22 protein-coding genes and 1 riboswitch are annotated in these 24,716 nt (G+C 61.4%); of the genes, 14 read left to right on the top strand and 8 right to left on the bottom strand.

Annotated elements, in window-relative coordinates; translation table 11 throughout:
- The first annotated feature begins 54 nt into the window (after positions 1–54).
- A complete protein-coding gene (locus HU144_RS05750) occupies positions 55–654 on the top strand; it encodes a LysE/ArgO family amino acid transporter (protein WP_235350510.1) in 600 nt (199 codons plus the stop codon).
- A 3-nt stretch (positions 655–657) separates the two neighbouring features.
- On the opposite strand, the gene HU144_RS05745 is transcribed toward HU144_RS05750, so the two are convergent.
- The gene (locus HU144_RS05745) at positions 658–1,587 is read right to left on the bottom strand and encodes an aminoglycoside phosphotransferase family protein (RefSeq protein WP_235350509.1); all 930 of its coding nucleotides are present in this window, start codon (positions 1,585–1,587) and stop codon (positions 658–660) included.
- A gap of 236 nt (positions 1,588–1,823) precedes the next feature.
- Here HU144_RS05745 and HU144_RS05740 point away from each other — a divergent pair, with 236 nt between their 5' ends.
- A complete protein-coding gene (locus HU144_RS05740) occupies positions 1,824–2,453 on the top strand; it encodes an AAA family ATPase (RefSeq protein WP_235350508.1) in 630 nt (209 codons plus the stop codon).
- Between the two features lie 80 nt (positions 2,454–2,533).
- Here the strand turns inward: HU144_RS05740 and HU144_RS05735 are convergent, their stop codons facing one another.
- Entirely contained in the window at positions 2,534–4,711 is a 2,178-nt protein-coding gene (locus tag HU144_RS05735; protein ID WP_125188442.1) for a YhgE/Pip domain-containing protein, read from the bottom strand.
- 56 nt (positions 4,712–4,767) lie between these two features.
- On the bottom strand, positions 4,768–5,610 hold the full coding sequence (locus HU144_RS05730) for an ATP-binding cassette domain-containing protein (RefSeq protein ID WP_198395903.1): 843 nt from the start codon (positions 5,608–5,610) through the stop codon (positions 4,768–4,770).
- A 235-nt stretch (positions 5,611–5,845) separates the two neighbouring features.
- Here HU144_RS05730 and HU144_RS05725 point away from each other — a divergent pair, with 235 nt between their 5' ends.
- Positions 5,846–6,952: a tellurite resistance/C4-dicarboxylate transporter family protein gene (locus HU144_RS05725; RefSeq protein WP_235350507.1), complete on the top strand. Its 1,107-nt coding sequence runs from the start codon at positions 5,846–5,848 to the stop codon at positions 6,950–6,952.
- A gap of 37 nt (positions 6,953–6,989) precedes the next feature.
- Here HU144_RS05725 and HU144_RS19380 read toward each other — a convergent pair whose 3' ends face one another.
- The gene (locus HU144_RS19380) at positions 6,990–7,745 is read right to left on the bottom strand and encodes an IclR family transcriptional regulator (protein ID WP_328284275.1); all 756 of its coding nucleotides are present in this window, start codon (positions 7,743–7,745) and stop codon (positions 6,990–6,992) included.
- A 158-nt stretch (positions 7,746–7,903) separates the two neighbouring features.
- Between HU144_RS19380 and HU144_RS05715 the strand changes: the two genes are divergently transcribed.
- The 7 genes from HU144_RS05715 to HU144_RS05685 are packed head-to-tail and all read left to right on the top strand — an operon-like array spanning position 7,904 to position 15,360.
- Entirely contained in the window at positions 7,904–9,385 is a 1,482-nt protein-coding gene (locus tag HU144_RS05715; RefSeq protein ID WP_235350505.1) for an MmgE/PrpD family protein, read from the top strand.
- The gene (locus HU144_RS05710; protein ID WP_235350504.1) at positions 9,382–10,665 is read left to right on the top strand and encodes a CaiB/BaiF CoA transferase family protein; all 1,284 of its coding nucleotides are present in this window, start codon (positions 9,382–9,384) and stop codon (positions 10,663–10,665) included. Before HU144_RS05715 ends, HU144_RS05710 begins: the two co-directional genes overlap by 4 nt.
- Complete coding sequence (locus HU144_RS05705; RefSeq protein WP_235350503.1) at positions 10,662–11,174, top strand: MaoC family dehydratase; 513 nt, start codon at positions 10,662–10,664, stop codon at positions 11,172–11,174. Before HU144_RS05710 ends, HU144_RS05705 begins: the two co-directional genes overlap by 4 nt.
- Before the next feature lie 3 nt (positions 11,175–11,177).
- Complete coding sequence (locus tag HU144_RS05700; RefSeq protein ID WP_235350502.1) at positions 11,178–12,338, top strand: acyl-CoA dehydrogenase family protein; 1,161 nt, start codon at positions 11,178–11,180, stop codon at positions 12,336–12,338.
- A gap of 49 nt (positions 12,339–12,387) precedes the next feature.
- A complete protein-coding gene (locus HU144_RS05695) occupies positions 12,388–13,452 on the top strand; it encodes a TRAP transporter substrate-binding protein (RefSeq protein WP_235350501.1) in 1,065 nt (354 codons plus the stop codon).
- Positions 13,449–14,060 carry a TRAP transporter small permease gene (locus HU144_RS05690; RefSeq protein ID WP_235350500.1) on the top strand — a complete coding sequence of 204 codons (612 nt, stop codon included), beginning with the start codon at positions 13,449–13,451 and terminating at the stop codon, positions 14,058–14,060. Before HU144_RS05695 ends, HU144_RS05690 begins: the two co-directional genes overlap by 4 nt.
- Positions 14,053–15,360 carry a TRAP transporter large permease gene (locus tag HU144_RS05685; protein WP_235350499.1) on the top strand — a complete coding sequence of 436 codons (1,308 nt, stop codon included), beginning with the start codon at positions 14,053–14,055 and terminating at the stop codon, positions 15,358–15,360. The genes HU144_RS05690 and HU144_RS05685 overlap by 8 nt, the downstream gene beginning before the upstream one ends.
- 494 nt (positions 15,361–15,854) lie before the next feature.
- Here HU144_RS05685 and HU144_RS05680 read toward each other — a convergent pair whose 3' ends face one another.
- From HU144_RS05680 to HU144_RS05670, 3 genes are all read right to left on the bottom strand, one after another.
- Positions 15,855–16,352 carry a DUF805 domain-containing protein gene (locus tag HU144_RS05680; protein WP_235350498.1) on the bottom strand — a complete coding sequence of 166 codons (498 nt, stop codon included), beginning with the start codon at positions 16,350–16,352 and terminating at the stop codon, positions 15,855–15,857.
- A 240-nt stretch (positions 16,353–16,592) separates the two neighbouring features.
- Entirely contained in the window at positions 16,593–17,903 is a 1,311-nt protein-coding gene (locus tag HU144_RS05675) for an MFS transporter (protein ID WP_235350497.1), read from the bottom strand.
- A gap of 101 nt (positions 17,904–18,004) precedes the next feature.
- Positions 18,005–18,481 (bottom strand): MarR family winged helix-turn-helix transcriptional regulator, encoded by a 477-nt coding sequence (locus tag HU144_RS05670; protein ID WP_193078665.1) that lies wholly within the window; start codon positions 18,479–18,481, stop codon positions 18,005–18,007.
- A 166-nt stretch (positions 18,482–18,647) separates the two neighbouring features.
- Positions 18,648–18,776: riboswitch (FMN riboswitch) on the top strand.
- Positions 18,777–18,890: 114 nt separating this feature from the next.
- On the opposite strand from HU144_RS05670, the gene ribD reads away from it, so the two are divergent.
- The 4 genes from ribD (at position 18,891) to ribH (ending at position 22,744) form a co-directional block, all read left to right on the top strand.
- Complete coding sequence (gene ribD / locus HU144_RS05665; protein WP_235350496.1) at positions 18,891–19,961, top strand: bifunctional diaminohydroxyphosphoribosylaminopyrimidine deaminase/5-amino-6-(5-phosphoribosylamino)uracil reductase RibD; 1,071 nt, start codon at positions 18,891–18,893, stop codon at positions 19,959–19,961.
- Positions 19,962–20,003: 42 nt separating this feature from the next.
- The gene (locus HU144_RS05660; protein WP_235350495.1) at positions 20,004–20,786 is read left to right on the top strand and encodes a riboflavin synthase; all 783 of its coding nucleotides are present in this window, start codon (positions 20,004–20,006) and stop codon (positions 20,784–20,786) included.
- The gene (ribB, locus tag HU144_RS05655; protein WP_235350494.1) at positions 20,779–22,143 is read left to right on the top strand and encodes a 3,4-dihydroxy-2-butanone-4-phosphate synthase; all 1,365 of its coding nucleotides are present in this window, start codon (positions 20,779–20,781) and stop codon (positions 22,141–22,143) included. The genes HU144_RS05660 and ribB overlap by 8 nt, the downstream gene beginning before the upstream one ends.
- 130 nt (positions 22,144–22,273) lie before the next feature.
- On the top strand, positions 22,274–22,744 hold the full coding sequence (gene ribH, locus HU144_RS05650) for a 6,7-dimethyl-8-ribityllumazine synthase (RefSeq protein WP_235350493.1): 471 nt from the start codon (positions 22,274–22,276) through the stop codon (positions 22,742–22,744).
- Between the two features lie 87 nt (positions 22,745–22,831).
- Here the strand turns inward: ribH and poxB are convergent, their stop codons facing one another.
- Positions 22,832–24,547: a ubiquinone-dependent pyruvate dehydrogenase gene (gene poxB, locus HU144_RS05645; protein WP_235350492.1), complete on the bottom strand. Its 1,716-nt coding sequence runs from the start codon at positions 24,545–24,547 to the stop codon at positions 22,832–22,834.
- Positions 24,548–24,716 lie beyond the last annotated feature (169 nt).

Genomic DNA, 24,716 nt, shown 5'->3' with positions numbered 1-24,716 from the left:
CAGATGAAGATTCTGTTGTTTTTCTTATCAACGTGCGCGTCATAGTCTTTTCGGGTGCTCACTCATCTCATCAGCGGAACCCTCGCCGGTTGGTCGCTCATCATCGCAGTCGGACCGCAGAACGCCCTTGTCCTGCGGCAGGGTATTCGCCGTGAGCACCTCGGCGTGGTGCTCACGATCTGCATCCTCGCCGACGTCCTTCTCATCGGCGCGGGCACCGTCGGCATCGGAGCGATCGTGCTCCTGGCACCGTGGGCCTTGGAGATTCTGCGGTGGCTGGGTGTGGCCTATCTGCTCTGGTACGCGTGGGGCAGCCTGCGTTCGGCACGCGAGGCATCAGGGCTGACGGCGGATACGCATCAGCGCAGTCTGAAGTCCATCATCGCAACGACTCTGGCGCTGACCTTCCTCAATCCCGGGGTCTACCTCGACACTGTCGTCATGCTCGGCAACCTGGCGAATCAGCAGGGTCCGGGAGGAGCATTGCCGTTCACGCTCGGGGCGATGTTCGGATCTCTCACGTGGTTCCTCGGCATCGGCTACGGTGCCCGCGGTCTTTCGCGCTACCTTGCCAGGCCGCGGGTGTGGCAGGTCCTCGACATCCTCATCGCGGTGGTGCTGGTGATCCTGGCGCTGCGGCTTGCGTTCGGGTAGGGGTCAGTTGCGGGGGCTGCCTATTGCGTCTCTGACATCCTCGCGTCTGAGCATCTGCGCACACCACAGGAAGTGGCCGTCTTGCCCATCTGTGGCGAAGCAGGAATTCGTGATCACCGCGTATGCTGCGCGATAAAGGCCATAGATGGTGGGATCATGGCCAAACCGAGCGCTGAAGGCTTTGCTCAGGACGTTCTCCGAGCGACGGGCGTTCGGACCGTACATGTCGAAGCTGCTTGCCGCGATCGCCGCGTCGAATCGTGGGTCGCCGACAGTGGTCAGGAACCCGAAATCCACCACTCCGGAGACTTCGCCTTCGTCGATCAGTACGTTGGCGGGGATGAGATCCCCGTGTATCAGACATTTCGATTCGAGGTCGGGGAGGTCTCGCAGTCCGCGCAGAAGCGCAGCGACGATCTCGTCGATATCGCCGATCTCCTGCCGCAGGAATCCCGGACCCTCTGCAAACCGTCGCTCAGCAAGATCTGCGAGTGAGGCTCCGAAGCTCCTCGTGTGGGAAAACGGCTGTTCAGTGGGGAGGATCGGGAGAGCGCTCAAATCACCGGCGCCCACTTGGGACAGTCCTGCCAACGCGTTGCCCATGAGACGGATCTCTTCATCGGTAACGACCGGTGCATTCGGCAGTGCGTCGATGCGCAGAGGGCGACCTGTGACCTTCTGCTCGATAGTGATTGTGAGACCATCCTCGCCAAGGATCTCAATCGTCCGAGAGCAGCGGAAGGGAATCGGCGACTGCTCCAATGCCGAACCGAAGCGCAGCAGCGGCTCGAGGTCTGCCGATCGGCGATCGTGCCAGACCTTTGCGACTTCGTCGGCAGACAGGTCGACGACCGTGCCGTCCATGCCCGAGCCGAGGATTTCGCCGGGCCTCCACCCGCGCGCACGCAACAGTGCGATTGCTCGCTCATCCATGTCCACCAGTCTATTGGCCGGCACCGGGAGCGATATTCGCTGCTGTCCGTCGATCCAGCAGATTGTCGCGATACTTCTGCTCGCAAGTCTCGGTGCCGTTGCCCAGAAGCGTCATGTCCATACCGTCGTCTACATTCGTACACATGGATTCCCGGGTAGATCTGCCGTTGCGGTCGGTGACCAAACATGCGCACTCTCCGCCAGAGCTCAGCCCATGGCTGCATGACCTTCCTGCTGTGCCTGACTTTCTGGACGGATTCGAGTTCGAGCGCACAACCGTCTTCGTCGGCGAGAACGGCTCGGGCAAGTCGACGCTCATCGAGGCATTGGCCACCTCCCTCGACCTTCCGCACGGAGGCGGCACGGGATGGGAGGTTCGAGACCATGCCGAGGAAATCCCGGAGTTGAGCGAACACGTGCAGATCGTCCGCGGTGCAGCTTCCAAACGGGGCGCATTCTTCCTCCGCGCCGAAACAATGCACGAGAACATGGCCTACCTGATGGAGATCGGCGCCGGCCGCGGCCACCACTACTCGCAACAGTCACACGGTGAGATGTTCATCGAGATGTTGACGGGGAAGTTCATGGACTTGGGGCTGTGGGTCCTCGACGAACCGGAAAGCGCACTGTCCTTCACCGCCTCGCTCACCCTGCTGCAGCTCATCCGAGCGCGAGATCGCGCGGGGCTGCAGACCATTATGGCCACCCACTCCCCCGTCCTCGCCCGCGCAGAGGGCGCCAAACTCGTCGAGGTCGGGGAATGGGGGCTGCGCGAATCCACATGGGATCGGCTCGACATGGTCGACCATTGGAGGCGTTTCCTCCAGGAACCACAGCGATACCTGCGGTATTTCGATGACGATTGACCCGTTCGCCGCCCCGGACAACGGGGATGACGGGACGACGGTGCGCGCCGACGCACCGCCGCCTCGGCGAGGATCAGGCCCTACAGCGAGAGGCTCGGATGCAGTTGGGTCAGCGTGACCGTGCGCTTCCGACCGCAGACGAGCATGGTTGCCACCAGACAGATCGCGGTCATCAGCAGCAGGACGACTGCTGCCTGAGCGGCGATGAACATGTCTCCGCCGGCGATCAGGGTCCGCAGGCCGTTGACCGCGTGGGTCATCGGCAGGAAGGGCGAGATGATCTGGAAGATGCCAGGCGCCGTCTGCACCGGATAGGTGCCTCCCGCCGAGGCGATCTGGACCATGAGCAGGACCAGGGCGACAAGCCTGCCGACACCTCCCAAGGCCGCGACGCAGAGCTGGTGGACCGCGTGGAAGCTGGCCGCCACGAGGATCGAGAACAATAGGGTCCACAACCAACTGCCGGCGGAGAAGTCGAGAGCAAAGGTGAGGACTCCGTAGAGCACCGCGACTTGGGCTACCCCGAACAGGAGGCCGGGCACGTAGCCGGCCCAGGCGATTCGGGAGGACTTCGCCGATGACATCAGTGCACGGTACGGGATCGCGTTGATGACCATGTAGGTGATCATGCCGCCGATCCACAGGGCGAGGGAGACGAAGAACGCGGCCAGGCCCTCGCCGTAGGCGTCCACGGAGTTGTCCTTGAGCTTCTGGGCATCGACGGGCACAGCGACGACGTCCGAGCGATTCTCGCGGTCGGACTTGTCATAGGTCGGGATCTGCTTGAGGCCATCGGCCAGCTTGTCGGCGAGCTCCCCGGAACCGTCGACGAGCTTCTTCGCACCCTTGTCGAGTTCATCTGAGCCGTCAGCCAGCTGTGAGGAGCCGTCCTTGAGGTCGGCAACGCCCGTCTTGGCCTTCTCGGTGCCGTCTTTGAGCTGTATGACGCCGTCATTGAGGTCGCCGGCACCCTTGGCCAAGTCGCCTGCACCGGCGTCGAGTTTGATCAGCCCGGAGTGCAGATCATCGGCTCCTGTGGCCACCTTCTGTGCGCCGTCGTCGAGTTTGCCGATCTTCTTGTCGGCCTCCCTGATCTTGCCCATGACGTCGTCGACGGCGTTCTTGACCGGATCTTCGAGATCCTTAGCCTCATCTGCCGCCTTCGACGCTCGTCCGTGGGCCTTGTCCAGATCCCCGCCGAGGTTGTCCATGTCATCGGCTAGTTTCGCCACATTCGGATCGTCGGGGTAGTCTTCGCGCAGCTGTGCGACCCGGTCATCCATGTCGCCGTTGACCGTGTTCCGCGCCGAGTCGAAGTCGTCCTCCGCCTGGTTCAGCTTGGGCCGCGTCCCGTCGACGAGGTCGTCGGCCTTGTCTTTGAGCTCCTCGGCCCTGTCCGTGGCCTCGTCAGCTGTATCGCGCAACTGGCCCGTTCCGTCGGCGACCTGCCCGGCACCGTCGGCGACCTTCTTCGAACCGTTCTTCGCCTCGGTCGTGCTCTTGGCCAGCTTATCTGCGCCGGTCTTCAGATCGCCGCTGCCCTTTTTCAGCTCACCAGCCCCCTCATCGAGGTCACCGATGCCGGTCTGCAGCGTGCCGACTCCCTTGTCGAGGGTATGCGCACCGTCGGAGAGCTCGCCCGTTCCGTCGTGGAGATCGACGGCACCGTCGTTGAGCTGCCTCGCCCCGTCGACGGCCTTTTTCGTCGAGGAATGGATGTCGTTGAAGCCGAGGTAGACCTCGGAGACGTATTCGGCCGTGGTGGTCTCGTTCAACCCTGATTTGATCTCGTTGAGGATGGTTCCCGCCATCTGCCCCACGATGAAATTGTGCGCATCATCGGTGCGCAGATTCAGTCCTGCCTGCTCGGGATCGTCTCCGCCGGTCGATACTAGTCGCTCGGAGAAGTTCTTCGGGATCTCGAGGACAGCGAAGTACTTGCCTTCGGCGAGGCCGTCGTTGGCCTCCTCCAGGGATGTCTCCTGCCAGTCGAATCCACCTTCGCCCTTGGGGGTGATTTGGTCGACGAGCTCATCACCTGCCTGGAGCTTCTCGCCTTCGGAGCTGGGCTTCTCGGCCCCTTCGTCTGTGTTGACCACGGCTGCCTGAAGCTTGTCGAGGTTGTCGGTCGGTGCCCAGTTGGAGGCCAGGTAGAGCCCGCCGTAGATCGCGGGGATGACGGCAACGACGATGATCGCCAGTCGAGTGATCGTGTGCCGCTTGAAGCGAGAGAGTTCGAGCCAAGGCAGAGAGAACATCGCAGAAACACCTTATTGTCGGGTCTGATTCGGAAAAGCTGATGGAGGCAGGTACCTCAGTGACGGGGATGCCGCGTTAGGGAAAATTTGCCCACCGAGGTGGGTGAGACCTCCGTGGACAGTGCGTCGAGGACAAGGTCGACGTCGGAGGAATCTTCGCAGGAGGCGATGACCGTGAGCGGATGCTCTGGATCGCGTTTGCGTCGCAGCTCCTGGTAGATGAGGATTGCCGCCCATGCGCGGGCACGGTCTTCGCGCTCGCGCAGATAGTCGATATTGTCGAGGACGACGACCGGGGCCTGGGCGAGGCTGGCGAGGCCGAGTTCGAGGAGGAACTTCTGCAGCTCGCTGAGTTCGGAGACGAAGGCCTTGCCCTCGTCATCGATGAGGAAGTCGGCGTCTTTGGCGTCAGATGCGGAGAAGTTCCCCTCGGGAAGCCGGTCGATCACCTCGGTGGCGGAGGTGAAGGTCTCGCGAATAACTTCGATGACCTCGCGCAGGGAGGACTTCGAGACCCAGGGTTTGTACCAGGGCTGAAGCATGATGAGTCGCTCGGCGAGGTGCTGGGCGAGAGTGAAGTCGTTCTCGAGGTCGGTGAGACCAGCGACGTGGCCGACGGACACCTGTTCACGCACGCGACGGGCCTGTTTGCGAATGTCGAGTTCGCCCACGTGACCCTCGCCGGTGTCCACGCGCATGCGTCCGGCGATCGATAGGAGCAGGGATGTCTTGCCCGAGCCGGCAGGGCCCTGGATGATGGAGATTGCTCCGGGAGGTACGTCGAGGTCGATTCCGGAGAACACGTCTCCCTGCTTTCCCGACATTCCCCATTCGCGGAGGCTGATTTGGCTGACTGCCTGTTCCGTCTCGTCGACGAGCGCCTGTGAAGTGCTCTGCATTTCTACTGCTCCCAAGGTGTGCGACTATGTCGACCGTCTGTGCTGGCCGCTGACGCCAGAAACGCGGGTCACTCGCGCTCCTCTGCCAAGCACATTACGCCACCTGGGGCCTGACAAAGCCGTTCCATCTGACGCAGGTCAAGTTACTCACAAGTAACTATAGTGGTCGAAGCTGAATATTCTGCCCATCTTTCCTCGAATGTCTCCAATCCCACAAAAAGTCGATAATGGAGGGATGAGCAACGGACAGACGAGCCTGGCATACCTGCAGACGAAGTGGGGATTGAGCCCTGGCACGGTCTCTCCCGGATGCTTCGCCTCAGTCATGGCCACCGGAATCATGTCCGTCGGTGCGCATCTCAAGGGCCTAGCGGTCCTCTCGACCATCTTGTTCTGGCTGGCTGTGGTTCTCTACATCTTCTTCCTGACGCTCGTCATCTGGCGTGCCTGCTCGCACAGCGAGGAGCTGCGCACAGATCTGCACAACCCGTCGAAGGCATTCGGGTTCTTCACCTTCGTCGCAGCAACCAACGTCCTTGCGACCGCGCTGGAGGGGCAAGACCACTTTCGTTTCGCTCTGACGATCTTCAGCCTCGGCCTGATTGCTTGGCTGATCCTGGGCTATCTCATCCCCTTCTCCGCTGTGCTCGGGTCGTCGACTTCTCCAATACTCACGCAGGTCAATGGAACCTGGTTCGTCTGCGTGGTCGCGGCTCAGTCCGTTGCCGTCGCCGCGTCCGGGCTGATGGCGAATCTGCCGAGTCAAGGTACCGCGTCTGGAGCCAGCTTCGGCTCCATGCTCGCGGTCATCGCGGTGATCGCATGGAGCGTCGGCATCGGGCTCTATCTCGTCTGCGCCGTCTCCGTGGGAATGAGGGCACTGCTCCATCGCATCGGCCCAGAGGACCTCGACGCCCCGTACTGGGTGATGATGGGCGCTCTGGCCATCTCCGTGGTCGCGGGCTCGAAGATCCTCGAAGGCGGGACGTCTCCCATCTTCTCGGCAACGACCGTCATAGTCGCAGGCGCCTCGGCGATCCTGTGGGCCATCTCGACCTGGCTCATCCCTGCGCTTGTCATCGCCGGACTGTGGCGGCACTTCCGTCACCGCATTCCCTTGGGATACTCGGCCGGACTGTGGAGCATGGTCTTCCCGCTGGGCATGTACTCCGTGGCGAGCACGAATGTGGGCAAAGTCGACGGTGTGCCGATCATCTCCTGGATCGGCGCCCAGTGGTACTGGATTGCCTTGACCGTCTGGGCGATTGTCTTCGCCGCGATGGTGTGGTCGTTCATCAAGTCCATGAGTGCGCGGGGTTCGACTGACACTGCAGCGGCCTGAGAGCGACGCCTCGGAACTAGCGGAGCGGGCTATTCGACTACCCGATCAACGCTTCGGTGATGCGAGAGCTGGCTTCGATGAGCAACTGGCCCACCTTTTCGTGATCGTGCTCGAGGAAGCTCGTCAGCGGCATCGAAATGGAGATTGCAGCGAGAGGATTGCCCTGCTGAGTGACGACAGGAACTCCGACGGCCGCAATGTTAGTCCGCCATTCCGCATGGTTGAGCGCGTACCCCCGCTCACGTGTGAGACGAACCTCTTTGTACACCTCAGCTCGATCAAAGTCCTGCTCAAGCGCCTCTCCATCGATCACCTCACTCACAGCAGCCTCGTCCATGACAGATAGCAGTGAACGCCCGCTCGATGTCGAGTGGAACATCGGACGGGTACCGAGCTCGAGGAAAGTCCGGATTGGATTGGTCCCATCGACCCTGGCTACGACCACGTGCTCGAGCCCATCGAGCATGAGCAGGTGCATGGTCTCTCCGACAACATCGCGCACAGCGTTCATCTCCCGAACCGCCAACTCCGTGAGGTTGCCCGCCGAAGCAGTGCTAAGACCGACGATGAGTGCGCGATTCGTCAGCGACCAGCGAGCCTGGTCTTCTCCAGTCGAAATGACCCACCCAGCATGAGCCAGCGTCTCGAGACTTCTGTGGGTCGAGGTTTTGGGCATTTCGAGTCGACGGGCAAGCTCTGAGACTCCAATCGCTTTATGTCCGGCCAGGGCCTCAATAACCCGAAGTGCATTGACTACGCTACGGATCGGGCCTGCCGAGTTCGAACCGGTCACCTACAACACCCCTTCGTGCTATCCTCCGTCATCTTGCCATTCAGGAGGGTCTTGACTTTGAACGATACCTCGTCAATGATAAACCCAGAACGGAACATCGTTCCAACTAGTGGAACGATAGCATAGTTCGCGCGAACCCGGCAAAGGAGCCGCATCTGATGCACCGAGAATCACCCTCATCCACTGCAGCCGCTGATATGAGCTCATCCGGACCGCTGGACGACGCAGTGGCCTCTCTGACCGACCGTCTGACGCACTTGGCTACGACTTGGCAGAATCCGCATCCCGCCGAGTCGAGCGACGCTGCGGAACGCGCATTCGTTGATACTCTCGCCTGCGCAATCGCCGCTCAGGATGAGGACGCGGTGAGAATCGCAGGTCGTGCATTCGCTTCCGAGGTGTCGCCCTCGCAGCCTCTGGGCCTTCCTTACTCCACCGATTCCGCCCCTCAGACGGTAGCCCTGCTCGGCGGACTGGCTGCGCATGCGCTTGATTACGACGATGTCGATGACGCTACGATCAGCCATCCCAGTGCTGTCCTCGTACCCGCACTTCTGGCCCTGGGCACAGCTCGCGATCTGTCTGGAAAGGCTGTCATCGACGCCTATGTCCGAGGGGTAGTTGCAGGACGCATCATCGCTGCTGGCATCGGCATCGACGGCCATTATGAACTGGGCTGGCACTCAACGTCGACGATCGGCACTGTCGCGGCAACGGTGGCCACAAGCCGTCTTCTCGGGTTTGATGCCGGCGCCACCCGGTATGCACTCGGCATCGCGGGGTCCCTTGCCGCTGGCAGTCGACAGAACTTCGGCACAATGACCAAACCATTGCACGCTGGAGTGGCAGCAAGCAACGCCATCGTCGCAGCTCTTCTTGCGGAAGGCGGATTCACCTCCGACGAAGCACAGCTCGAGAGCCCCTTGGGCTTTCTTGCCCTGCATTCGCCGGAATCTGGTGCGACCAATCGCGACGGCTCGACCGCATCCGCGGGCAGCGACGTCACCATTGAAGAGTCCGTGACCGAACCTATCGGCCTCAACATCAAGGCCTATCCATGCTGTTACTACATCCAAGCCGCGGCGGACGCAGTCTCGGATCTCATCGATTCCGGTCTGCAGGCCGACGACGTTTCCACCCTTGAAGTCTGTGCACAGCCCGGAGGGCTAGTCCCCCTCATCCATCATCGCCCAGTCACCGGTTTGCAAGGCAAATTCAGTATGGAGTACGCGCTGGCCGCGATGCTCCTCGACCATGAGCTGACTCCGCAGTCATTCACCGACGGCTCGGTCAATCGCCGCGACGCACAAGACCTCATCCCCCGCATCTCCTCGGTGACGAAGGATCTGCCACCGACCGGCTCATCTGAGTGGACGGACGGCTATGCGGTCGTCACCGCAACGACAATAGACGGGCAGACGCGAACACTTCGCGTCGATCGCCCTCGTGGACATGCTACTCGGCCGCTCGACGAGGATCGGCTCCGAGCGAAATTCGACCACTGCCTTGCCTTCGCCGAGTTCTCCGCCAATGACCAGATCTATTCTGCTCTGCGCAATCTATCCTCTCAACCATCCATGACTACCTTCACCGAAGCTCTCGTGTCCTCAGTGGCCCCCACTGCGAAGACCCTGTCATGAGCGCCGAATCTACCGAGGGCCTCCCGCTGGCTGGCATCACCGTAATCGCTCTTGAACAGGCCGTCGCCGCACCATTCGCCTCACGTCAGCTGGCAGATCTCGGTGCCCGGGTGATCAAAGTCGAACGACCTGACGGCGGTGATTTCGCTCGCGGCTACGACCGCACAGTGATACATACTGCGAAAGCCGCGCAGGACAGCACTGCTGAGGGCTCAGAGTCCATCTCGGCTGCTCTACCTGCTGAGGTAGACGAGGCGCCTACCCTGTCATCAGCATTCCTTTGGCTCAATCGGGGCAAAGAGTCCGTCACTCTCGACATCAAGTCCGAGCAGGGGAAGGCGTCCCTGGAACAGCTGATCGCTGGAGCCGATGTCTTCATCGAAAACCTCTCACCCTCCGCAGCCCGCCGGGCTGGGCTGGATCCGACGTCCGTCCAGGCCCGACATCCGAACGTCATCGCCTGTTCTGTCTCGGGATACGGGGAGACCGGACCGATGGCAGATGCGAAGGCCTACGACCTGCTCATCCAGGGTGAGACAGGAATGATCGCTCTCACAGGGGATGGCGACATGATGGCAAAAGTCGGCATCTCGATCGCGGACATCGCCGCCGGAAGTTACGCTTACTCTTCGATTCTGGCTGCACTGCTCCACCGGTTCCGTACCGGACGAGCCGAACTCGTGCAGATCTCCCTCTTCGACGCACTATCCGAATGGCTGGGTTATCCATTGCACTATGCTCTCCACGGCGGCAGAGAACCAGCCCGCCGCGGCACATCTCATGCCACGATCGCCCCCTATGGTGCCTTTACCACCGGCGACGGAAACGTCGTCATCTTCGCTGTTCAGAGCGAACGGGAATGGGCGCGCTTCTGTGAAATCGTCATGTCGGATCGGGCTCTGACTTCGGATGCGCGCTTCGACTCCCAGCATTCACGTGTCGGCAACGCCGATCTGCTCGACGAGATCATCAACGCTCGGCTCTCTCAACTCAGCCAGCTCGAAGCACTCGCCCTGCTCAAAGAAGCCGACATCGCGGTGGCCCGTCTCAACGGAATCACCGACCTCGCCCACCACGAACAGCTGGTGGCGCGTGACCGATGGATCGACACCCCGACTCCGGTCGGACCAGTCCGTACTCTGCTTCCACCATGGACACCAGGACCAAAAGGACGAGAGTACGGGAGCGTACCCCGCCTTGGCGAACACACTCAATCCGTGCTGACGGAGTTTTCACAAGACGACCACGAACCCATATCCGAAAGGACAGTTCACTCATGACCACGCACACAGGTTGGCACGGCAGATTCTTCGAGGACTTCGTCATCGGCGACGTCTACGAGCACCCGCTGGGTCGAACGGTGACCACAACGGACAACATGTGGTTCACCCTTCTGACCCAGAACACGGCTCCTGTTCACTTCGACCACGAATACGCGAAGAAGACGGAATTCGGTCAGCCGCTGATGAACTCCGCGTTTACACTCTCCCTCGTCACTGGCCAGACTGTCGGCGACGTGTCGCAGAATGTCTTCGCCAACTTGGCCTGGGACAAGATCAAGCTTCCCAACCCCGTATTCGAAGGTGACACCCTGCACTCACGCACCACGGTCCTCGATCGTCGTGAGTCGAGCTCGCGACCCAGCGTCGGCATCGTCGGTGTGGCGACAGAAGGATTCAATCAGCGCGGGGAGATCGTCGTCAGCTTCGAACGGACCGTCATGGTCTACCGCAAAGGCTTCGGCCCTCGCGCCGAAGCGAGCACATCTGCGACATCAGAGGAGAACTGAAGAATGAGCATCGATACCACCACCGACATCCGTAATGATCTGCGTAGTCTAGTCAATCAGATCTGCACCGACTTCCCAGATGAGTATTGGCGACAGATGGATGAGGAGAAGGCCTATCCCGAAGCCTTCGTCGACACACTGACAACAACAGGATGCCTCGGTGCTCTGGTTCCCGAGGAGTATGGCGGGCTCGGGCTTGGGCTCGGTGATGCCTCGGTGATCCTTGAGACGATCAATCGCAACGGCGGAAATGCCGGACCGGTCCACGCACAGCTCTACACGATGGCTGCCCTGCTGCGTCACGGCAGCGATGAACAGCGTGCGAAGTATCTGCCCGGCATCGCCTCCGGCGAACTGCGGCTGCAGGCATTCGGCGTCACCGAACCCACTGCAGGCACGGACACGACGAGCCTGCGTACGACAGCAGTCCGCGACGGCGACGAATACCTCGTCAACGGCCAGAAGGTGTTCATATCCCGCGTTCAGCACTCGGACCTCATGATCTTACTCGCCCGGACCACTCCGTTGGACCAAGTCGAAAAGAAGTCCCGGGGGCTTTCGCTGTTCATCATCGATATCCGCGAGCTGGAAGGACTCACGGTCAACCCGCTGAAGACTATGGTCAATCATGAGACGAACGAACTGTTCTTCAACGACGTGCGGATACCCGCCTCTGCGCTCATCGGAGAGGAGGGGCACGGATTCCGGTACGTCCTCGATGGGATGAACGCCGAACGGATTCTCATCGCTTCGGAGTGCATCGGCGATGGCCGGTGGTTCGTCGATCGAGCATCGAAATACGCCGAAGAACGCGAGGTCTTCGGTCGCCCAATAGGTGCGAATCAGGGCATTCAATTCCCCATCGCCAGAAACTATATCGATGTCGAAGCCGCAGACCTCATGCGGTGGAAGGCAGCGGACCTCTTCGACGCGGGTCAACCCTGCGGGGCCGAGGCGAACATGGCCAAATACCTAGCCGCCGATGCCTCCTGGAAAGCTGCGGACACCGCTCTGCAGACTCATGGAGGCTACGGAATGACCACGGAATACGACATCGAAAGGAAGTTCCGGGAGACTCGGCTCTACCAGGTCGCTCCGATCTCGACGAACATGATCCTCTCGTTCGTCGGACAGCACGTCCTAGGTATGCCGCGTTCATTCTGAGCTCTGCTGCAACCACAATTGGTCCAGAAATTTCAAGGAGGAGATTCACATGGACCGTTCCACTTCGAAAGCGATTTCCAGCGCTCCGGTCGGCCGGCGCAGCATCTTGGCTCTGGCCAGCCTTCCACTGCTGCTTGCCGGCTGTGGAGCAGTCGGGACCAACTCTGTGACCAGAGGCGGCCGCTCAGTATCCGATATCAGAGTCGCCACCTATCTCACGCCCTCGTACAAGGATCTGTTTCCCGGCATCGAGATGCTTGTCGACACCGCGGCCAAAGCCGATGGTGTCAGCGTCGATCTCTACGATTCGGGCACCCTGCTCAACGCTGAACAGTCGATACCAGGGCTGCTTCAGGGCGTTGCCGACGTGGTGGTACAGACAAGCTCTTATGTCTCGACGAGCTACCCCATCCTCGGTGTCTGCGAGCTTCCATTCGTCAATGAAGGATTCGAGCAGATCCGGCGAGCGCTGGCTTTTGATAGCCCCCTGTCCCAGCTCATCAATGAGACACTGCGCCCGCGAGGGCTCATCAGCCTCGGTGCAATGCCGACTACTCCAGAGTGGCTGTTCACCGTCGACCGTCCAATCGAGAAGCCCGAGGACGTGCGCGGCCTTCGCATCCGAACAGCAGGGCAGGTCGAGGGCGAAATGATCAAGACTCTCGGCGGATCACCTGTGTCTATGTCATCGTCCGAGCTCTATGAAGCCCTCGAACGCGGAACAATCGACGGCATGGTCAGTTACATGGGGACAGTCATATCCCGCGACTTGCAGAACGTCCTCAAGTACGGCACCGACGCTCACTTCGGCGATTACAGCGTCGACGCATACGCCAATGTCAACTGGTACGACGCCCTGCCGAGTACGACTCAAAAGGCGCTCCAGGACGGAGGCAGGATGATGACCGAGCAAGGGACAGACCATCAAGTCGCTGTATACGAGGACGAATATCGCGAGATTATCGAGAACTCAGGAGTTGAGATCCTCAAACTCGACCAGCAGCAGATTGCCTTATTCAGGAAGGCTACGACTCCGGTCCTTGAGTGGTGGAAGCAAAAGGTCGATGATCCCGAGCTGGCAGAAAAGGCACTCAAGTTGGTGAGGTCAGCATGAGCAACGAACCCGAACAACGTCGGATCTTCCATCAGCCCTCCAAATCGCCGAGGCGGAACAACCGACTTCTCGGACCACTCGCAGATGCGTTGGTGGCCGTCACCGCAGGGATGCGGATTCTCTCCGGAGTCATCATCGTCATCATCATGCTAATCACCGGGTATGACGTCATCATGCGATATGTCTTCGCGCAACCACTATCGTGGTCGTTGCCAGTGTGCATGCTCGGGCTAGTCATCATCGTCATGTTCGCCATTCCCAACATTGCGGCTCAGCGATCTCACATCGCCATGGATCTCTTCTACCGTAAGTTCAGCCCGCGAGGGAAACTCGTCGCCGACATCATCACGAACACGGCCACCCTTCTATTCAGCATCGTCGTCGGACTGACTGCGGCGAGCGCTTCGACGAACTTCCTCGTTGAAGGACTGCGAACCTCGGGAAACTTCAATCTTCCTGTGTGGATTGACTACGCGGTCGTCGCTGTTGGCCTGCTCGTACTCGCTCTTGTCGTCATCCTCTCGCCCTGGCAGACCCGCACCTCGGCAATTGCCGAGGAAGTTGAGGACGACAGCACCGATATTGCCCGAGGGGGCACTCATGACTGAAGCTCTTGTCGTCACCGCAGCAGTGATCCTCCTGCTGTTCCTCATCATCATCCGCACACCGATCTTCATCGCCCTCGGTGTTTCCGGACTGCTCGGTCTCTTTGTCGTCGAGGGCTTCTCTGGCATTCAGCAGATGCCAATCGCGTTCGTCAGCCAACTAGAGAACTATTCGCTCGTGGCCGCTCCGATGTACATCCTTCTCGGCGAGATTCTCGTCGTCGGTGGACTGGGCCAGGCGATCTTCAGGGCAGCGCATCAATGGTTGGCACGGGTACCCGGCGGCCTTGCGCTCGCTTCGGTTGGTTCTTCGACCGTCTTCGGCGCCATGTCGGGTGTATCCATCTCTTCGGTCGCGGTCGTCGGTCGCATGGCTGTTCCGGAGATGCTACGCCGTGGTTATCATCCTGGTTTTGCTTCGGGTTCAGTGGTCGCCTCCGGTGCATTGGCGATGCTCATTCCCCCGAGCCTTATGTTCATCCTCTATTCGTCGATCAGTGGAGCTGGCGTCGGAGAGCTCTTCGCAGCCGGGCTAATACCGGGCCTGCTCCTGGCGGTGCTGATGATGAGCTTCGTTGTCCTTGTCGCCACGGTCAAGAAGGACCTCGCCCCGAAGACGACGGAGACGATCACTTGGACATCGAGATTCTCGTCTCTGGTGAAGATCATTCCCGCCATGGTGCTTATCATCGTTGTCCTCGGCTCGATCTACACCGGCTTGGCCACCGCCACCGAAGCAGCCGCGATCGGCGCTATTGGTGCAGCACTCATTGTCGGTCTAATTGACCGTGCGCTGACCTGGGCAAACATCAAGAAAATTCTTGTCGAGACGACGAAGATTTCCGGCAGTCTGCTCATCATCGTTGGAGCAGCGTTCGCCTTCACCCAGCTGCTTGTCGTCGTCCGAGCACCGGAAGCCATCACAGGTGCGGTGAGTTCGCTGAGCCTGCCCCCAGTGCTCATCGCCATCATCGTCCTGCTGATCATTGCCATGCTCGGGTGCCTCGTCGATGCAGCCTCGCTGCTCCTCGTGGTCACACCGATCGTGCTGCCTATTTTCACGGCCCTCGGCTACGATCCGCTCTGGGTGGGTGTCATCCTCGTCGTGACTCTTGAAACCGCTGTGATTACCCCACCGGTTGGACTCAACCTCTACACGATGAAGTCGGTAGTCCCAGAACTGGACATTGCCGACATCGTCAAAGGGGCGGTGCCGTACCTGTTCATAGAATTTGCACTTATCGTGCTCCTTGTCTGCGTACCCGCGATCGTCACCTGGTTCCCGAGCATCTCCGCTGCCTGAGGTCGCCCCGAGGTGATCACGTCGGCTGCGGCGATAGCAACGGCATCTCAGGCGGTCACCCTACTTGACCAGGAACAGCGGATCGCTCCGTCGGTCGCGCAACGTTAGGTTGTCGATTGGCGGAGCATTTCGTCACTCCCGCCCCACAGGCCCTGCCAGCAAGCAGAAGATCCTTCATCTCCGCCCCACGTACTCTATCTACCGCAATAAGTATGAACACCCTGATGGCGGTAGCGAGCATCACGCCCAGCCCGTTTCACGACATACAGTTGCAACGGTAGGCAACGGAGCCGACGAGGCCTCTTGCGAAGCGAAATGTATGAGTGAACGGGAGCCGTGCTAAACGGCACCGAATGCATGAGTTGGCGATGCATTGACGAACAGATCTGCAAAGAGAAAGCTGCCGCATGCAGGGGATGCATGCGGCAGCTTCAGTTCGTTAGAGGCGCGGATACTCCCATGAGAGTCCTGCGCCAACGTAAGCTTTCAGGCGCTCACGCGTCGTAGCGCTGCCCTTCTGGCTTGGGAGGCAGGAGCGTCATGACGAAGACGACGATTCCGCCAATGGAGGTCAGCGTCAACAGGTAGAACAATCCGGAGAAATTCGCGTCGTGGAGACGACGCCAGTTGATCGCCAGGGTCGGGACGATCATCGCCAAAGCGATGAGGAACAGCAAGATGCCACCGATCACCATGAGCGCCATGCCCGGCCCCGATGTCGCCGCCTGCGTAGCTACGGGATCATAAGGGTCGACCGATGCTGCAGAGCTTGCCGTCATCACGGAGCCGATAACCACGAGCAGGTAAGGAACGAGCGATAGCAGGAAACCGAACAGCGCCACCCACCAGAACTCGCTGCGTGATGCACGGCCGTTGAACTTCGTGTAGTTCTTGAAGAAGCGCTTCACGGCCTGGCCGAACGAGGCGCCGTAGAGCGGGAGGGAGAGATCTTCTGGGCTGGCGGCTCCGCGGATCTGGCCGCCAGGTCCCATTGCTCCTGGACCTGTGGCACCGGGGCCTGCGGGATATGCGTTGTTCGCGTCGTAGGACATGGTGACCTTCGTGTTAGGGAAAATATCGTCTCTGCACAGGAAGTGCGATATCAATTGTGCTACATGCCTTCCCAGAATCTAACATTCGTGGTGTTCCAGATCTGGAACGTCACATGAACAATGCAATGTGAAGGCCGATTGAAGCCGCTGCGGCGATCCCTGCCTCGCAACATTCTCAGGTCAGGCATCCCCTCCGGTCAGCGCATAGGCCTCGTCAACCGGCGCTTCGTCGAGGTGACCATCGACCCGGCGCACGGCCTTCCAGCCGATCGCGATGATGACGACGGCCAACAGCACCACGCCGGCGCCGAAGAAGTACGGTGCGCCGGTGCTGATCGACTCGGAGACGACGCCGGCCACGATCGGTGCCACGGCACCGCCGATGAAGCGCACACCCGAGTAGGTCCCTGAAGCCACAGGGCGAGGCAGGTCGCTGACCTCCATCGCTGATTCGGTGAAGACAGTATTGAGCACGCCCAGGACCAGTCCGGCGACGATGACGCAGACGATGATTCCGACGAAGGACTCCACCAGGAATCCCATCACAGCCAGCAGCACAGCCAGTGCGATCAACGCGACGACGAGGCTGCGGCGACGCCCGATGCGCTTGGTCAGAAGTGGCGCCCCGAAAACGGAGGTGATTGCCACGCACATGCCCCAGCCGAAGAAGACATAGCCGAGGCCCATGGCCCCGAAGTCCTCGATGCCGGCCTTCGCTGCGGCCGCCTCAACAGGGAATGGACTGTAGGCCAGGAGGATGAAGAAGCCGAAGTTGTACAGCAGTGCGGCGATGCCCAGCACGAGGACGCCGGGACGCGCAAGCGCCCGGAAGGTGGCGCTGAGTTTGATCGGCTCAGGCGCGGTCTTGATGCCGGTGTCCGTCTTCCCTCCGGGAAGCAGGATCACGATGGCGATGAAGCCGATGGCCATGAGCACAGCTGTGCCGAAGAACGGTCCGCGCCACGAGATTCCGCCCAGCAGGCCACCCAGCAGAGGCCCGGTCGCAATGCCGATGCCCAGAGCCGCCTCGTAGAGAATGATCGCTTTGTCGGCACCACCGGAGGCGGCACCGACGATGGTTGAGAGAGCGGTGGAGATGAAGAGCGCGTTGCCCAATCCCCAGCCCGCGCGGAAGCCGATGATCTGGTCGACGCTGCCGGAGAATCCGGCCAGGGCGGAGAACGCGACGATGAGGATGAGGCCGATGAGCAACGTAGTCTTCGCACCGATCCGGGAGGACACGAAGCTCGTGAAGAACATCATGCCGCCGGTGATGAACAGGTAGCTCGTGAACAGCAGCATCGACTGCGACGGGGATGCGTGGAGTTCGGCGGAGATCGCGGGCAGAATCGGATCAACCAGACCGATACCCATGAACGCGATGACCGCGGCGAACGCGACCGCCCATACTGCTCGTGGTTGACGCAGAATCGATGCTTCCGCGCCCTCCCCGTCTTTCGTCTGTGCTTCATTACCTGGTGACACGCTCATTGCTGTTCCTGCGCACCCTTTCGTCAATATGTTGTGGTTCGCTGTCGATTGTCTGATGTGATTCCTCGGCTCGATGTGATTGCCGCCGAGGTGGTACGTCGTCAGCCGGTCTGCTCGTCGTCCGGCTGAACCTCATCGGCATCCACCGGATGCTGATCCTGCAGGTATTGCGAGACCAGGCCCAGCGCCCGATGGACGCTGAGTCGGTCCTTGGGAGTCAGAGCCTCGAAGTAGGGTTCCATCCGTTCGGCCAGGATGTTGCGGTTCTCGGCCAACCGCGCCCGCCCGGCATCGGTCAACGAGAACTGTGATGCTCGCCTGTCGCTCGCGCTGGCTTCGCGCAGCACATATCCCGCCTCTTCAAGGCGGGCCAGGATCTTCGTCGCAGCCGGCTGAGAGCACAGGTAGCCCTGTGCGAAATGACCGACCCTCACGGGCTGGTACTGCTCGACTACGCCGAGGCCACGCAATGTGACCAGGTCGCTTTCATCACCGATCACTCGCCTCAGCGCCCTGGTCAGGCGCGAGGAAACGACAACGAGGCCAGAGACGAGCTCTGCCGAATCAACATCATCCATAACTCAGGTATATACCCAAGTTATGCAATATCGCAAGGGCCACTTTCTGCCTTCGGAGCTGCCGTCGCTCGCAAGAACGCCCCTGGCAGGAATGCGGCAGGGCACCTGCCGTTCTCATGTGACGGACATCATGGCCACCTCGGCGAGGGGCATGCTAATCTGTGGTCACATGTTCCGGGGACGGTGAAAATCCGTACCGGCGGTGATAGTCCGCGAGCCGACTGCATTCGTGCAGGAGGTTGACTTGGTGAAATTCCGAGACCGACAGTCAGAGTCTGGATGGGAGGAGCATGGCGACCGCGGTCGCTGTGATTCGGTGCATCCCAATGCACTGTCGCACACGTCCGCACGCTCTGATGGTTGCACCCGCAATATCCTCCCTCCCGGCATCGGCTCGGGAGGTTTTTTCATGCAGGCGGAGTTCACCGAACTCGAAACGACCGCGATGTCCGCGGCTCTGCAGGCTGCGCGAAATGGTCACCGGGGTGCGAATCCGCTGGTGGGAGCCGCGATCCTGACGAGGGACTCGCAGATCGTCGTCGGCCATCATGCAGGCGCAGGCAGTCCCCACGCCGAGGTGGACGCCATCACCACGGCCATCGACCTCGGCGTTGACCTCGCCGCCTCCACCCTGTTCGTGACCCTGGAACCGTGCAACCACACCGGCCGGACCGGGCCGTGCACCCAGGCGATCATCGACGCCGGCATCCCCGACGTCGTCTTCGCTCTACCGGATGTCAACGGCGTCGCCGCCGGTGGTGGAGCCACCCTCGCCGAGGCGGGGGTCCGGGTCCGCTCGGGCCTGGGCCATGACGAGTCCTCGGCTCTCAACGCCAGGTGGAGTCGTGCCGTCGATGCCGAGCGTCCCTTCGTCACGGTGAAGATCGCGCAGAGTCTTGATGGCATGGTCGCTGCCTCCGATGGGACCAGCCAGTGGATCACCTCGGCGGAATCGCGAGAGCACTCACATGAGTTTCGGTCGCGGGTCGACGGCATCCTCGTCGGCACCGGAACGGTCCTGGCCGATGACCCCCGACTCAATGCCAGGGGACCAGGCGGTAAACCGCTGCAAACCCAGCCGGTGCCCATCGTGCTCGGGCTGACCTCCCTGCCTGAGGAATCTTTCCTCGCACTCAACCCCGACACGGTTCACCTTCGCACACGCGACATCACTGCAGCACTGGGCGAACTGCATGCCCGCGGTATGCGCCACATCCTGGTTGAGGGTGGGCCCAGCGTGCTCGGTGCCTTCTTCGCCGCCGGCGCAGTCGACGAGGTCTTCTGCTATCAGGCTCCGCTGCTGGTGGGCGCGGGGAGATCAAGCTTGTCGGGCTTGAGCACGTCGACGCTGAGTGAGGCGGTCGGTCTGGTTCCCGACGAGACCGCCGAACCTGCAGTCGCGCGGCTCGGACCCGACGTACTTCTCCACTTCGTCAGCGGCGACACCAGCTTCGGCACCACTGACAACTACACCATCTGACGCACCAACTACTCACTGAACGCACACTCACTCGGAGGGCACATGTTCACCGGCATCATCGAAGAGCTCGGCATCGTCGCAGCCATCGACCGCATGGACGATTCGGCAGTCATCACCATCGACGCCAAGGGACTCGTCGACGACCTCGGCCTCGGCGGCTCACTTGCCGTCAACGGCGTGTGCCTGACTTCGGTCAGGGACGAAGCATCCTCACCGCCCGACAATGCGCCCGGCGAATCGCCGGGTACCTTCACCGCCGAGGTGCAAGGGCCCTTCACCGCCGAAGTGATGGGCGAGACCCTGCGACTGACCGGGCTGGGAGCCTTGCGCACCGGGGACCGGGTCAACCTGGAGAGGTGCACACCCGCCTCGGGGCGCTTCGATGGGCATGTGGTGCAGGGACATGTCGACGGGTGCGGTGAACTGCTGAGCCGCGACGACTTCGACGAGTGGTCGACATTGCGCATCGGCATCCCGAACTCTCTGGCTCCTTACACCGCCACCAAGGGCTCCATCGCCCTCAACGGCGTCTCGCTGACGCTGACCGCCGTATCAGAACCCGGCGAGACCAGCGCCTGGGTCGAGGTCGGACTCATCCCGGCCACGTTGACCCACACCACGTTCGGTGATCTGGCCCCCGGCGATCCGGTCAACGTCGAGGTGGACGTGCTCGCGAAGTACACCGCTCGCCTTCTGTCTTTCGGCACAGAGGTCACCGCTCCTGCGGAACCTGCCACATCTGCCACATCTGCCACATCTGCCGAGACAACCACTCTCTTCAACTCAACTGACAGCAGCACTCGACAAGGAGCCGACAATGCCTGATACCGACCCAACCGCTGCGCGGCTCGACCCGATCGAGGACGCGATCGCTGCGTTCGCTGCGGGCCAGCCCATCGTCGTCGTCGATGATGAGGACCGCGAAAACGAAGGCGACCTCATCATGGCCGCCGAGTTCGCCGAGGCTGCGACCATGGGCTTCTTCGTCCGTTACACCTCCGGTGTCATCTGTGCGCCGATGGATGCTGAGCGTGCCGCCGCGCTCGAGCTGCCGCCCATGGTCTCCACCAACGAAGACCCGAAGGGCACCGCGTACACGATCAGCTGCGATGCGGTCGGCGTGACCACCGGCATCAGTGCCGCCGAACGAGCCCTGACCGGACGCCACCTTGCCGCGGCAGTCCCCGACCCGGCATCGATCACGCGCCCCGGGCACGTGTTCCCGCTCATCGCCAAGTCCGGTGGAGTCCGTGAACGTCCAGGCCACACCGAGGCCGGAGTCGAGTTCGCCCGTCTGGCCGGGGCTGCTCCCGTGGCGATGATCGGCGAGGTCGTCCATGACGACGGTTCGATGATGCGCTTCGACTCCCTGCACGAGTTCGCCGATGCCCACAAGCTGGTCATGGTCTCGATCGAAGGACTCATCGCCTACCTGAACGAAGCGGATGCGAACCTCGGATCCGAGACCGAATCAACGGTTCACGGTTCGACGCAAGAAGCGGATGCGAACCCGCGAGCGATCGAAGCCTCGGCAGAAGTTCCACTGCCGACCAAGCACGGGAGCTTCAGGGCCCGCGCATTCACGATCGACGGACACGACCACCTCGGCGTGTTCTCCGGGCTGGACTCTGCCGCCGTTGCCGCCAAGTCGACAAGTCAGGGATCTTCGCTGCGCGGGCCTGCTCCTCTGGTGCGAGTACATTCGGAATGCCTGACCGGGGATGTCTTCGGATCTCACCGCTGCGACTGCGGGGAGCAGCTGGATCTGGCACTGCAACGCATCTCCGACGAGGGTGGTGCCGTGATCTACATGACCGGTCACGAGGGCCGCGGAATCGGGCTGAGCAACAAACTCCGCGCCTACGCCCTGCAGGATCGGGGGCTGGACACCGTGGATGCGAACCGTGAGCTCGGCTTCCACGACGATGACCGTGACTACCGTGCAGCCGCGGAGATCCTGCGCTCCATCGGCCTGACTCGCATCCGTCTGCTGACGAACAACCCGGACAAGACCCGGGCGCTCGAAGCACTGGGAATCACGATCGAGGCCGTGGTTCCGCTCGAGATCCCCGCGCGGCCTGAGAACTCGAACTACCTGAACACTAAGCGCGAGCGCATGCACCACACGCTGACCCTGCCCTCAGTGGTCGGCACGAGGCCGGCCGACACCGCCGTGTCCTGAGAACCTCGTCGTCCATCGCTGAGAAGCACCATTGCTGATCGGCGCCACTGCTGATCAGGCACTTCAACCGATTCGCACTCATCACCACTGACTTTTCCGGCCATCACGGCCGGCACGAAAGGACAATCCCATGGCACATTCCGGAGCACCCGAGCTCACCGTCTCTGCGGCCGATACTCGAGTCGCCATCATCGCAGCATCCTGGCACACACAGATCATGGACGGTCTGGTCGACGGAGCCCAGCGGGCAGCCACCGAAGCAGGAGCCCAGGCCACCCTGATTCGTGTCCCGGGAAGCTTCGAACTGCCTATGGCTGCGGCACGTCTGGCTCCGCACTTCGACGCGGTCGTCGCGCTCGGCGTCGTCGTCCGCGGCGGCACCCCGCACTTCGACTACGTCTGCCAAGCCGCCACGGATGGACTCAACCGCGTCGCTATCGACTCCCGCAAACCAGTCGGCTTCGGGGTGCTCACCTGCGATACCGAACAGCAGGGACTCGACCGTGCCGGACTCGAAGACTCTCAGGAAGACAAAGGCCACGAAGCCATGACCGCCGCCCTGGTCACCGCGCAGGCTCTGGCGGAGTACCTGATCGCGTGAAAACGCTGCAACTCAAACGGTCGGTAAGTCCGAGTCGCTGACAAGCTCAGATTCGACTCGGACTTACCGACCGTTTGGGCGCGACCCTCAGAACAGCTGGCGGATGTTTGCCTGGGCTAGGTCGATGAGTTCGTCGCCCTTGCCCGACATCACCGTGCGGACCGCGTAGAGGGCGAAGCCCTTGGCCTGTTCGGCGGTGATCGTCGGCGGCATCGACAGCTCCTGCCGTTCGGTGACCACATCGAGAACCGCAGCACCGTCGTAAGCGAGGAACTCCTTGACGACCTTCGGCAGGTCCTTGGACTTTTCGACACGGAAGCCCTTGATGCCGACCGCCTCGGCGATGGTGGAGAAATCCGGGTTGTCCAGCTCCGTTCCGAAGGTGACGAATCCGGCGGCCTTCATCTCCAGCTCCACGAAGTTCAGTGAGGAGTTGTTGTAGACGACGGTCTTGACCGGCAGCTTGTTCTGAGTCAAGGTCAGCAACTCACCGAGGAGCATGGCCAGCCCGCCATCACCGGCCAGAGCGACGACCTGCCGGTCAGGGTAGGCCGACTGCACACCGACGCTCTGCGAGAGGGCATTAGCCATGGAACCGTGGCTGAAGGAACCGATCAGGCGGCGCTTGCCATTCATGGTCAGATACCTGGCTGCCCAGGTGACGGGGGATCCGACATCGGGGATGAACACAGCATCTTCGTCGGCCATCTCGTCGATCAGGCGCGTCAGGTACTGCGGGTGAATCGTCCGCTTCGACGGAGTCGCGAGCTCATCGAGTTCCTTACGAGTCTTCGCATAGTGCTTGGTCATCGCTTTGAGATGCGAGCTGCTGCGGTTCGGTTTGATCAGGGGAAGGAGGGAGTCGACGGTATCAGCGACCGTACCCACCAGCCCGATGTCGACCTGAGTCCGCCGTCCGATCTGGGAGCCTCGGATGTCGACTTGGATGACCGTCGCATCGTCAGGATAGAACTGCTGGTACGGAAGACCGGTGCCCAGCATGAGCAGAGTGTCGCAGCCTTTGAGTGCGTGATAGCCGGAGGAGAAGCCGAGAAGTCCGGTCATGCCCACGTCATACGGGTTGTCGTATTCGATGAATTCCTTGCCGCGCAGCGCGTGGACGATCGGCGCCTGCAGCTTCTCCGCGATGGCGATGAGCTCGTCGTGGGCACCTTCCGTACCGGCACCGGCAAGGATCGTGGTCTTCTTGCCCTTGTTCAGTGCCTTCGCAGCCGCCTCCACTTGGGATTCTGCGGGGATCATATGCGAGGGATAGGACTTGACCACCTCGGCGGCGGCATTGATCTCTGTCAGGGCAATGTCGCCGGGGATGACGAGGACAGCGACTCCGCGCTTCTCGATGGCCTCGCGCATGGCGATGCGCAACAGGCGGGGCATCTGCTCCGCGGTGGCCACGTGTTCGAGGTAGACACTGCATTCGCGGAAGATGTCGGTTGGATGGGTCTCTTGGAAGTAGCCCGAGCCGATCTCATCGCTGGGGATGTGAGCGGCGATCGCGAGAACAGGCACGCGGGAGCGCTGGGCGTCGTAGAGTCCGTTGATGAGGTGGAGGTTTCCCGGCCCGCAGCTGCCTGCGCAGACGGCGAGTTCACCGGTCAGTGCGGCCTCGCCACTGGCGGCGAAGGATGCCGCCTCTTCGTGGCGGACTTGGACCCATTCGAGCTGTGGGTTGACGCGCAGGGCATCAGTGAAACCGTTGAGCGAATCTCCCGGGATCCCGTAGACCCTCTTGACTCCGCTGGCCACAAGGGTATCGACGATGTTTCTGGCGACGGTGGGCATAGGATTCCTTCCGTTGAAACACGTGGAGCTCTCTCAGCTCCTGGGTGGACCCGGTCAGCATCCCAGTCAGAGTGCCGACGCAGGCTGGTACCGCGATTTCAGTCTAGCCCCGAGACCAGCGGTCTGGAGGTGTGAAGTCAGAGACAGGCCTGACATCTGCGACTAGGGC

It is taken from the genome of Brevibacterium sp. UCMA 11752 (assembly GCF_021532235.1).
Lineage (GTDB): Bacteria > Actinomycetota > Actinomycetes > Actinomycetales > Brevibacteriaceae > Brevibacterium > Brevibacterium antiquum.
Note: the sequence above shows the minus strand (reverse complement) of the source record. Positions and strands in the feature narration are given on the sequence as shown.